Source organism: Streptomyces sp. NPDC101110 (assembly GCF_044759525.1).
Classification (GTDB): domain Bacteria; phylum Actinomycetota; class Actinomycetes; order Streptomycetales; family Streptomycetaceae; genus Streptomyces.
Map to the genome: position 1 here is coordinate 209,563 of NZ_JBIVZM010000016.1, position 10,598 is coordinate 220,160.

Sequence of the window (10,598 nt, forward strand, 5' to 3'; positions counted from 1 at the left end):
GGGGGGGGGGGGGGGGGGGGGGGGGGGGGGGTCTTGGTCGTCCATCCGCGCGGGGGGGGGGGGGGGGGGGGGGGGGGGGGGCCCCCGCCCCCCCCGGGGGGGGGGGGGGGCCCCCGCCCCCCCCCCCCGCGCGGCACCCGGCCGGGTGCCGCGGGGCCTCAACCCTGTTCGCGGTTCATGGTCCGCATGCCCCAGGCGCCGAAGATGACCACCAAAGAGAGGGCGGCCAGGGCACCGGTCAGGGTGGTCGAGGAGGCGTACTCCCCGGCGGTGATCGCACGCAGCGCGTCGACCACGTGGGACAGCGGATTGACCCGTGACAGGTCGTACAGCCAGTCCGGCGCCGCACTCATCGGGAGCAGCACTCCGGAGAGCAGCATGAGCGGCACCAGCACCATGCTGAGCAGCGGGGCGAAGCGGTTCTCCTGCTTGAGGATGAGGGCCAGCGCGTACGAGGCCGAGCTGATCCCGGCGGCGAGCACGGAGGACAGCGCCAGCAGCAGCACGACCGCGGGGAGCGGGGCGCGGAAACCGAAGGCCGTGGCCGCGGCGAGCAGCATGACGCCCTGGATGCCCAGTTGGGCCAGGTCGCTCAGGACGCGGCCGGAGAGCAGCGCGGCACGGCTGACGGGGGCGACGCGCAGCCGCTCCATGACCCCGGAGCGCAGCTCGGGAGTGAGGGAGAACCCGGCGTAGGCGGCACCGAACAGGGTGAGCTGCATCAGCATGCCGGGCACGAACCACTGCCAGGCGTCCACGTCGCCGGGCAGTGTGTTCTTCAGCAGGGGGCCGAAGAGCACGAGATAGACCAGGGGGCCGGATATCCCGACGAGGAGCTGGAGCGGGCTGCGGGCCCACGGGCGGGTGGAGCGGATGAAGATGAGGCGCGTCTGCTTCAGGTAGTGCACCGTCACTCTCCCTGTTCGTCGGTGGAGTCGGCGTCCGTGTCGCGCAGACTGCGGCCCGTGAGGGTGAGGAACACGTCGTCCAGGGTCGGGCGGTGGGTCTGTACGGACATGACGGAGATCTGGTTCCGGTCGAGTTCCCGCAGGAGGCCTGGGAGGACCGAGCCGCCGAGCGGCACCCGGAACCGTACGGTCGAGCCGTCGACGGTGATCTCGCGGGCGCCCGGGAGGCGTTCCGCGGTCGCGGCCGTGCTCGACGGGTCCGAGGTCTCCAGGACGAGCAGATCACCGGAGACCTCGCTCTTGAGGCCGTCGGGGGTGCCCTCGGTGATGATCCGCCCGCCGTCGATCACCAGGATGCGTTCGCAGAGGGCGTCCACCTCGTCGAGGTAGTGCGTGGTGAGGAACACCGTGGTGGAGTGCAGATCGCGCAGTGACCTGATGTGGTCCCACAGGTTGCTGCGGCTCTGCGGGTCGAGGGCGGTGGACGGCTCGTCCAGGAAGACCAGTTGGGGCCGGTGCAGCACGCCCATCACGATGTCGAGACGCCGCCGCTGGCCCCCGGAGAGGGTGGACACGGTCCGGGTCTCCATGCCCGTGAGGTCGTACTGGCCGAGGAGTTCCTCGACCCGCAGGCGGGCCTGCCTGCGGTCGATGCCGTACAGCTGGGCCTGCGTCATCAGCTCCTCGCCGACGCGCTGGTCGCCTCCGGCGCCGTTGCCCTGCCCCACGTAACCGATGCGGCGGCGCACTCCGGCGGGGTCGTCGAGCAGATCGCAGCCGGCCACCATCGCCACGCCCGAGGTGGGGCGCAGCAGCGTGGAGAGCATCCGCAGCGTGGTGGACTTTCCCGCGCCATTGGGGCCGAGGAATCCGACCAGTTCGCCTTCCGCGACGTCGATGTCCACGCCCCGGACGGCCTCTACGGTGTTTTTTCGGCTGCGGAACGTTTTGGCAAGGTCTCGTACCTTGATCATCGGCGGTGCCTCATCCGGTCTCGCATGATGCGCTGAGCGCAGGGAGAAAAGAATGTATTGCGCGCGGAATTCGGCGGACAACCCCTAGTGTCCCCTGCGGGACTCAACTGGGGTCAGGGGGTGGGGTGCAGGGGAGACCAGGTCGGGGCCCCGGCCGGCCGGTAGTGGCCGAAATTGGTCCTGAGCTGCCAGTATCTCCACCCGGACCTCAACCATAGGGTCCAGGTTGCCGGTTTCACTCCGTCGTAATGTCGCGCTAATCGATGTATGTGACAAGTAAGTATCGATTCGAAAGGGGAAGGTTATTGGTGTCACATGTGTGTGCCGATCTGGATTTGATATGCATCCGGCATGCCTCGATCGCCGGCAAGTTCAGGCTGGCCGCCTTTCCGCACGGTGTCGAATCGACGTCCTCGTTCCTCTGCCTGGCGGAACTCCTGCTGCCGTCCGTCGAGATGCTGGTGGTCCAGCATTCCTACGCCTTCGACAGCAGCGCGCCCCCGCGGATCGGGGATCTCTCGGACCTGGCCGACGACGCCTTCGAGACCCTCGCGGAGTGGACGGACCGGCCGCTGGCGCTCTTCGGGCACGGCAGGGGCGCCGACCTGGCGTACCGGGTGGCGCGCAGGCTGGAGCGGGAGGCGGGCGTCGTCCCCGCGACCCTGTTCGTCTCGGGCGCCGTGGGTGCCGCGCGGAGCGAAGTCCGCGACGGCGGACCGGAGTTACGGTGCCCGGTCGTGGCGCTCACCGGCGAGAGGGACCGAAGGGCGCCGGTGTCGGCGGTGCGGAACTGGCGGCACCGCACCAGCGGAACCTTCGACCTGGAGGTGTTCCCGGGGGCTCGGGGCTACCTCGACATCAGCCGCCGGCAGGTCGCCAACCTGGTCCACGATCAGCTCCTCGTCGCGGAGAACAAGGGAGCCTAGGGGGAGGTTAAGGGTTCCTGAGTGGGGGCATACTGCCTAACTTCCTTGGTGGGGCCCGTGTTACGCATCAGTAGCGGCACGGTTCCCTCACCGTCCCGGACGATGGACCGCCCTTGTGGACGGTCGCCTTCCCGGTCCGCGGCTCTGCGCACCGGTCATGTCCGAGCCCGAGGAAGGAACCTCCCGACAGTGACCTCGAAGGTATTTGCCCACGACTCGGTTCAAACCCTCTCCGCAACGGAGGAGGGAGCCCTGCGCATCGCCGACGCGCTCCGCGACCGCGGTGTCGGCCCGGGCCAGCGCGTCCTGCTCAAGGCAGGCAACTCGGCGGGTTGGGTCGGGACGCTGCTGGGGCTTATGCACCTCGGCGCCTCCATCGTCCTCGTCGACCAGCAGGAGCACGCGGAGGAGACCCGGCGCATCATCCGGCGCACCGGCGCCAAGGTCCTCCTCGTCGACGACGACGCGCCGATCGACGACGATCTGGACGCCATCCACCTCTACGAGATCCTGGTGGCCGCGGCGGGCCGCGAACTCACCGAACAGCGGTTGTCGTTCGACGAGTGGGGCGAGCGGCCCGACGGCCTGATCATGTGGACCTCGGGCTCGACCGGTTCCCCCAAGGGCGTCGTCAAGTCGGGCGCCAAGTTCCTCACGAACCTGCGGCGCAACGCCGACCAGGTGGGGCATGTCGCGGACGACGTGCTGATGCCGCTGCTGCCCTTCTCCCACCAGTACGGGCTCTCCATGGTGCTGATCGCCTGGATCACCGGGTCCTCGTTGGTGATCGCGCCGTACAAGCGGCTTGACCGGGCCCTGCGGATGGCGGGCGAGACCGGGGTCACGGTGATCGACGCGACGCCCTCCAGCTACCGCAGCATGCTCAACCTGATCGGCCGCAAGCCCGTGCTGCGCGCCGACGTCGAGCAGGTGCGCATGTTCTGTGTCGGCGCCGCGCCCCTGGACGGGCCGCTCGTCGACCGGTACGTCGCGGAGTTCGGCCGCCCTCTGCTGGACAGCTACGGCAGCACCGAGCTGGGCAACATCGCCTTCGCCACCATCGAGAACCCGGTCGCCTGCGGCCGCACGATGGAGGGCATCCGCCTGCGGGTGGTCGACGAGGACGGCCATGAGGTGGCACCGGGCGTGGCGGGCGAGATCGAGGTGGACACCCCGGACGGCATGGAGGGCCACCTCGACGAGGACGGAGCCCTGATCCCCGCGGCCGACGGCTGGCAGCGCACCGGCGACCTCGGCCAGTTGGACGAACACGGCAACGTGTACCCGCTCGGCCGCAAGTTCGCTGTGCACCGGATGGGTTACACGCTCTATCCGGAGCTGATCGAACGCAAGGTGGCCGCCCTGGACTGCTCCGCCCGGATCGTCCCGCTGCCCGATGAGCGGCGCGGATCGCGCCTGGTGTTCTTCGTCGAGGACGAGCGGGGGCAGACGGTCGCGTACTGGCGCGACCGGCTCTGTGAAATGCTTGCCCCCTTTGAGCACCCCGACCGGGTCGTCGTCCTGGACCGGTTCCCGCTCAACCGCAACGGCAAGCCGGACAAGCGGCAGTTGGAGCGACTCGCGCGGGAATCGCAGGCCGGGCCCGGTGATTCCCCCGGAGGAAACACTCAGTGAGGATCGCTTGTCTACAGGCGGCTTGTGGCGCGACCGATGTGCGTCAGCTTCTGGAGAAGCTGCGGACAGCGGCGCGCCGCGCTGCCGATGAGGGGGCCAAGCTGCTCGTCACCCCCGAGATCTCGATCGGCGGCTACCCCCTTCAGGCAGGCAATCTCGCCCAGGCCGCGGGTCCCGTGGATGGAGAGCTGTGCGCGGAGGTGTCCGCCATCGCCCGGGAGTTCGGCATCGGCATCGTCCACGGCTGGCCGGAGACGGACGGCCCCGCCCTGTACAACTCCGCGCGCCTCGTCGCGCCCGGGGGTGAGACGCTCGCGGTCTACCGCAAGGCACATCTGTATGGGCGGGCCGAGCGGGCCCGGTTCACCCCCGGGGAAGAAGGGGTGGTGCAGGTGTCCTTCGGCGCCCTGACGCTCGGCATGCTGATCTGTTACGACGTGGAGTTCCCGGAGACGGTGCGGGCGCACGCTCTGGCCGGCACTGATCTGCTGCTCGTGCCCACCGGACTGATGCGGCCCTGGGAGTTCGTGGCCCGCACGCTGGTGCCGGCCCGCGCCTTCGAGAGCCAGCTCTACATCGCGTACGCGAACTGGACCGGGGACAACGGCGGCCTCAGTTTCTGTGGCCACACCACGGTCGCGGCGCCCGACGGCACGACGCACGCCGTCACCGGGGACCGCGAGGACCTGCTCGTGGCCGACATCGACCCGCTGGTCCTCAAGCGCGCCCGCGCCTCCACGACGTACCTGCGCGACCGGCGCCCGGAGCTGTACGCGTGAAGCTGTCATGCCCGGACCGCCTCCTCCGGGCATGACGACATGACGAGACGAGGGGCCGGGAGACAGTCACTGTCTCCCGGCCCCTCGTCTCGCCGTCGTGGCGGGCCGCCGTCAGATGCGCGGCCGCTCGAAACGCCGCGGCTTCTCGGGGGCGAAGGGAACCCCCGTGGACAGCCCGCGGGCGCCGACGACCAGCGCCTCGCCCAGGAATCCGACGCCGATGGAGAGGTTGATCGGCCGCGCCTCCGCCTGCATCCCCATGTGTACCGCGAGGAAGCCGAAGAGGGCCATCACCAGCAGGGAACCGATGATCACGAGGAACGTCTTGCCGGTGTAGCGCTGGTAGAGGATCCCTTCCTTGGGATAGACCTGGATGGTGGCGCCGCGCACCGCGCCGAGCCCGACACCCAGCACCGAACCGGCGATGACCCAGCCGAGGTCCGTACCGGTCAGTCCCTTCACCTCGGTCAGGGCCCAGATCCCGAGGCCGGTGAGGACCAGCGGTGGCGCGAACAGGTCCCGGGCGTTGAGCGGTTCGCCCAGCAGACGCTTGATCACCACTGCGACCGCGGCTATGGCGATGATCGTTACGAGCATCCACGTGTCCACCACTGCACCCCTTTGTTCCTGGCCTGTCCGTGCCCCCAGCAGGGACGCGCCGGATTAATTTAGCAAGCCCGTGCTATAACAACAACATGCCAAGAGTCGTCGTAGCCGAAACCCGGCGTCAGGATGTCGCCCAAGCCGTTCTCCGCATCGTGGGCAGGGAGGGCCTCGAAAGCGCCTCCCTGCGGAACGTCGCCCAGGAGGCCGGGCTCGTCATCGGCTCCGTGCGGCACTACTTCGCCAGCCACACCGAGCTGATGATCTTCACCATGGAAGAGCTGCGGCGCCGCATCGACGGCCGCATCCGCAGCCACGCCGAGCAGCTCCTCGACCCGGACGCGGGCATCGACCGCCGCGCCCGCACCGAGGAGTTGTTCGCCGAGTTCCTCCCCCTCGACGAGACCCGCCGCGAGGAGGCGGTGGTATGGCTGGCGTTCGTCACCGCCGCGCGCACCCGCCCGGAATTCCGGCCCTGCGCGCGCCGGATGCACGAGGAGGCACGCGAGCTGATCGGTCGGGTCCTGCTGGAGGCCCAGCGCTCCGGTGGCATCCCCGGCGACCTCGACATCGCGCTGGAGACCCAGCGGCTGGCCGCCCTCCTGGACGGTCTCACCCTCGGCGGGGTGCTCCACCCCGATCTGATGCCGCCCGAGGACGCGCGCGCGATCCTTCACCGGCATCTGCGTGCCCTGGCCGCCGGCCAGGATCCCGCGTGAGCCCAGGTCGGGGCCGCCAGGGGCGATACCTCGGCTTACCTCGGAACGATTGTTCCGCTCACTTCGGCCAGGCAGGAAGGACAGGAATCGAAGTTTTTGATCTTGAGCATGGGCGGGGAAAGCGGCGTGAGGCTCACCGCGGGCGGGCGCAGGCTCGCCGCCGCCGCTCTCGTCCAGTCGCTTGGCCTCGCCGGCGTCGTGGCCCTCGGTCCTCGAACGTGCGGGCAAGGGGTCCTGAACCGGGCCTTTGTTGTCCGGGTGGGTTGCTCGGCCTGTTTGCCGCCGTGCACTGGTGCCTGCGGCAGATCGAGGCACCGGACCGCGGGACGCCCGTGGCCCGGCGGGAGTCGGGTGTGCCGAAGCGGCGGGCCGGCACCCTCGAGGGGAGGGGACCGGCCCGCCGCTGCGTCGTCGCTCAGGGCGTCTGCCAGCTGTGCGGGGCGTGGAAGGGGTGGGGGCGCCAGGAGGTGGTGCCGGGGGTGGACGCCTGCGCGTCGACGCCGGCCCGGGCGGCACGGCTGAGCAACAGGGCCGCGAGGGCTGCCAGTTCCTCGTCCGTGGCCTGGCCCTTCTCGATGCGGATGGGGGGCGGGGGAGTGAGCATGGGACCTCCGTCGCTGTGGGGCGGCAGTGGGCGTCACTGAGGGGGGTTGCCGTGCTTGCGGGTGGGGTGGTCGGCGTGCTTGGTGCGCAGCATCGCCAATGAGCGGATGAGGATCTCGCGGGTGTCGGCGGGGTCGATGACGTCGTCGACCAGGCCGCGCTCGGCCGCGTAGTAGGGGTGCATCAGTTCCGCCTTGTACTCCTTGACCAGCTCGGCCCGCATGGCTTCGGGGTCCTCGGCCTCGGCGATCCGGCGGCGGAAGATGACGTTGGCCGCGCCCTCGGCGCCCATGACGGCGATCTCGTTGGTGGGCCAGGCGTAGGTGAGGTCGGCGCCGATGGACTGGGAGTCCATGACGATGTAGGCGCCGCCGTAGGCCTTGCGCAGGATCAGGGAGATCCGCGGCACCGTGGCGTTGCAGTACGCGTACAGCAGTTTGGCGCCGTGGCGGATGATGCCGCCGTGCTCCTGGTCGACGCCGGGCAGGAACCCGGGGACGTCCAGGAGGGTGACGATCGGGATGCTGAAGGCGTCGCACATCTGCACGAAGCGGGCGGCCTTCTCGGAGGCCTCGATGTCCAGGACACCGGCGAGCACCCGGGGCTGGTTGGCGACGACGCCCACCACCTGCCCGCCGAGACGGGCCAGCGCGCAGATGATGTTGCGCGCCCAGCGCTCGTGGACCTCCAGGTACTCGCCGTCGTCGACGATCTCCTCGATGACCTCCGCCATGTCGTAGGGCCGGTTGCCGTCCGCCGGGACCAGGTCGGCGAGGGTGTCGCAGCGACGGTCGTGCGGGTCGTCGCACGGCACCGCGGGCGGGTTCTCCCGGTTGTTCTGCGGGAGCAGCGACAGGAGGTAGCGGACCTCGGCGATGCAGGTCTCCTCGTCGCCGTAGGCGAAGTGGCAGACGCCGCTGGTCTCGGCGTGCACGTCCGCGCCGCCGAGGCCGTTCTGGGTGATCTCCTCACCGGTGACCGCCTTGACGACGTCCGGTCCGGTGATGAACATCTGCGACGTCTCGCGGACCATGAACACGAAGTCGGTGAGTGCGGGGGAGTAGGCGGCACCTCCGGCGCACGGGCCGAGCATCACCGAGATCTGCGGGATGACGCCGGACGCCCGGGTGTTGCGCTGGAAGATGCCGCCGTAGCCGGCGAGCGCGGTGACGCCCTCCTGGATGCGGGCGCCGGCGCCGTCGTTGAGGGAGACCAGCGGTGCGCCCGCCGCGATGGCCATGTCCATGATCTTGTGGATCTTGGTGGCGTGGGCCTCACCCAGCGCACCGCCGAAGATCCGGAAGTCGTGGGCGTAGACGAACACCGTGCGGCCCTCCACCGTGCCCCAGCCGGTGATCACACCGTCCGTGTACGGCTTCCTGTCCTCCAGACCGAATCCGGTCGCCCGGTGCCGGCGCAGCTGCTCGATCTCGCGGAACGAGCCCTCGTCCAACAGCAGGCCGATGCGCTCGCGCGCGGTCAGCTTGCCCTTGGCGTGCTGTGCCCGCGTCGCCTTCTCACTCGGGCCGGCCAGCACCTGGCGGCGTATCCCGGCCAGCTCCGCGACGTGTGACCTCATGTCTCCCCCTGATGGGACGGGATGTCAGTTGCCGAGCCGGCGCAGACCGTTCATCTGGAGCACGGCGAAGACCGCGACGACGGCCGCCTGGAGCGGGGTCCACACCGTGCCGACGGTGTTCGGGTCCAGCCAGCCGAAGACCACGGCGGCCACGCTCGCGACCGCCCACAGCAGGTTCGCCTCGATGACCACCTTGGTGGCCGTGGTGGACGGCACCGGACGGCCGGCCAGCACGGCGACCAGTGCGCCGTAGACGGTGAGGAAGACGCCGATGCCACGGAGGAAGCCGGTGTCGAGGCCGAGCAGGTCCCCCACGGGGCCGGCGGCGAACAGGTAGATGAGGCCGTTGCCGCCGGTCACGACGGCGTCGAGGCCGAGGAAGAGACGTAACGGGCGCGCTGCCTCCGAGCGCCCCTGGGTCGTCACGGCGCGGGCCGGCGACTGGCTCGTGGTCATGTGGTTCTCCAAAGGTCGGGGGGCGGTTTCCACTTCCGATCCGGATCGTTCCAGGCAGTGCTGACCAGCGGCTGACGTGCCGCTTACGCGGCGTCGGGACCGGTGGCGTCAGGTGAGTTGGAGCAGGGGAGCGCGCACGTCACCGGACAGGGCCGGGTCGTGGGACAGGATGGCGCTCTCGACCTGCCGCAGCGCGGGGGAGGGCTCGATGCCGAGTTCGTCGGCGAGGTGGCGGCGCATACGGCGGAACACGTCCAGGGCGTCGGCCTGGCGGCCCGCGCAGTACAGGGCGATCATCAGCTGCTCGCAGAAGCGTTCCCGGAGCGGGTGGCTCGTGTGGGTCTCGGCGAGTTCGGCCAGGACGGCGGAGTGCCGGCCGAGCCGCAGCTCGGCGTCGAAGCGGAGCTCCATGGCCCGCATGCGGTACTCCTCGTAGCGGGCGCCGGCGAGTTGGCACAGGGTCCCGCCGGTGAAGCCGCCGAAGACCGGCCCCCGCCACATGGCCAGGGCCTGCCTCAGTAACCGGGCCGCCTCCTCCGGTGAGCCCGAACCGAGGGTCTCGGCCTGGCGGACCGTCCTGACGAACTCGGCGGCGTCCAGCTCCCCCTCGTTGACCGTCAGGCGGTAGCCCGAGGGGTGGATGGTGACGCGCGAGGTGGTGCGGTCGGGCTCCAGGCCGCGCAGCTTGCGGCGCAGCCGACTGACATGGGCCTGCAGGGCGTTGGCCTGGTTGTCCGGGGCGCCCTCGCCCCACATCTCCTCGACCAGGGCCTCACCGGAGACCGACTGGCCCTCGCTGACCAGCAGCGTCTGAACCAGGGTCCGTTGCAGATCGCCGGAGATCTCGGCCGGTCCCGACGCGGTGCGGATCTGCAGTGCCCCGAGGATCGAGAACCTCAGCATGTTTCCCCCTTGGCGATCAGTGCGGCAGAGAGTGGTCGGGGGGCCGGTGGCGGCGGTCCGTCTCTGCGGTCGAGGCCGCGTGGCGGTCTCCCGGCCGGCTTCCGTCCCGGGGTTTCCTCCCGACTCCATCCTGGCACAGAATAATTCCTTTGAGAAGGTATTTTTCTGCTGAACGGGTCCGAGTTGTGCCGACAAGGGTGCTGACCTGTGCGGTTGCCGGACATCAGAGGCTAAGCGGAAGGGGGGTGGTGGGTGCGGACGTGTCTGCGCCCCGGCGCACCGCCCAGTGTCGGGGGGTGCGCCGGGGCGCGTGTGTCCGCCGGCGCGGGGGTCACCGACGGTGTGTGCGGCACCGGGGCGGCGCGGCCGGTGGGGCGGGGCCGCGCCGGAGGTCGGTTGCCGGGGCGTATACGGCGAGCGGAGAGGGCAGGATTCGAACCTGCGTGGGCTTTGTGGGCCCGACCGTGAGATTGCTCTCTGGTCCCCGTTGAGCCGCTCCGGGCACCTCTCCTG

General features: G+C 70.2%; 11 protein-coding genes and 1 pseudogene. 4 read left to right on the forward strand and 8 right to left on the reverse strand.

The features are described 5' to 3' along the window. Positions 1–158 precede the first annotated feature (158 nt). Together ACIQU3_RS31580 and ACIQU3_RS31585 are read right to left on the reverse strand one after the other, a co-directional pair. Positions 159–908, reverse strand: coding sequence for an ABC transporter permease (locus tag ACIQU3_RS31580; RefSeq protein ID WP_403744014.1), 750 nt, complete (start codon positions 906–908; stop codon positions 159–161). A 2-nt stretch (positions 909–910) separates the two neighbouring features. Beyond that, positions 911–1,813, reverse strand: a complete 903-nt coding sequence (locus ACIQU3_RS31585; protein WP_246201640.1) for an ATP-binding cassette domain-containing protein — start codon at positions 1,811–1,813, stop codon at positions 911–913. A 377-nt stretch (positions 1,814–2,190) separates the two neighbouring features. On the opposite strand from ACIQU3_RS31585, the gene ACIQU3_RS31590 reads away from it, so the two are divergent. From ACIQU3_RS31590 to ACIQU3_RS31600, 3 genes are all read left to right on the forward strand, one after another. Further along, positions 2,191–2,808, forward strand: coding sequence for a thioesterase II family protein (locus ACIQU3_RS31590; protein WP_403744017.1), 618 nt, complete (start codon positions 2,191–2,193; stop codon positions 2,806–2,808). Between the two features lie 189 nt (positions 2,809–2,997). Then, the gene (locus ACIQU3_RS31595; protein WP_403929022.1) at positions 2,998–4,443 is read left to right on the forward strand and encodes a class I adenylate-forming enzyme family protein; all 1,446 of its coding nucleotides are present in this window, start codon (positions 2,998–3,000) and stop codon (positions 4,441–4,443) included. After that, positions 4,440–5,222: a carbon-nitrogen hydrolase family protein gene (locus ACIQU3_RS31600; protein ID WP_403744021.1), complete on the forward strand. Its 783-nt coding sequence runs from the start codon at positions 4,440–4,442 to the stop codon at positions 5,220–5,222. Before ACIQU3_RS31595 ends, ACIQU3_RS31600 begins: the two co-directional genes overlap by 4 nt. Before the next feature lie 111 nt (positions 5,223–5,333). Here the strand turns inward: ACIQU3_RS31600 and ACIQU3_RS31605 are convergent, their stop codons facing one another. Next, positions 5,334–5,819 (reverse strand): DUF1453 domain-containing protein, encoded by a 486-nt coding sequence (locus ACIQU3_RS31605; RefSeq protein WP_403744024.1) that lies wholly within the window; start codon positions 5,817–5,819, stop codon positions 5,334–5,336. Positions 5,820–5,917: 98 nt separating this feature from the next. On the opposite strand from ACIQU3_RS31605, the gene ACIQU3_RS31610 reads away from it, so the two are divergent. After that, the gene (locus tag ACIQU3_RS31610) at positions 5,918–6,544 is read left to right on the forward strand and encodes a TetR/AcrR family transcriptional regulator (protein ID WP_403744026.1); all 627 of its coding nucleotides are present in this window, start codon (positions 5,918–5,920) and stop codon (positions 6,542–6,544) included. Between the two features lie 415 nt (positions 6,545–6,959). Here the strand turns inward: ACIQU3_RS31610 and ACIQU3_RS31615 are convergent, their stop codons facing one another. The 5 genes and pseudogenes from ACIQU3_RS31615 to ACIQU3_RS31635 all read right to left on the reverse strand — a co-directional run bounded on the left by ACIQU3_RS31615 (position 6,960) and on the right by ACIQU3_RS31635 (position 10,596). Then, complete coding sequence (locus tag ACIQU3_RS31615; protein WP_030234973.1) at positions 6,960–7,148, reverse strand: acyl-CoA carboxylase epsilon subunit; 189 nt, start codon at positions 7,146–7,148, stop codon at positions 6,960–6,962. A gap of 33 nt (positions 7,149–7,181) precedes the next feature. Beyond that, positions 7,182–8,726, reverse strand: coding sequence for an acyl-CoA carboxylase subunit beta (locus tag ACIQU3_RS31620; RefSeq protein WP_403744031.1), 1,545 nt, complete (start codon positions 8,724–8,726; stop codon positions 7,182–7,184). 24 nt (positions 8,727–8,750) lie between these two features. Then, positions 8,751–9,182 carry a hypothetical protein gene (locus tag ACIQU3_RS31625; RefSeq protein ID WP_403744033.1) on the reverse strand — a complete coding sequence of 144 codons (432 nt, stop codon included), beginning with the start codon at positions 9,180–9,182 and terminating at the stop codon, positions 8,751–8,753. Between the two features lie 108 nt (positions 9,183–9,290). Continuing rightward, positions 9,291–10,085, reverse strand: coding sequence for a BTAD domain-containing putative transcriptional regulator (locus tag ACIQU3_RS31630; protein ID WP_403744035.1), 795 nt, complete (start codon positions 10,083–10,085; stop codon positions 9,291–9,293). Between the two features lie 418 nt (positions 10,086–10,503). Then, positions 10,504–10,596 (reverse strand): annotated as a pseudogene (locus tag ACIQU3_RS31635). Between the last annotated feature and the right edge of the window lie 2 nt (positions 10,597–10,598).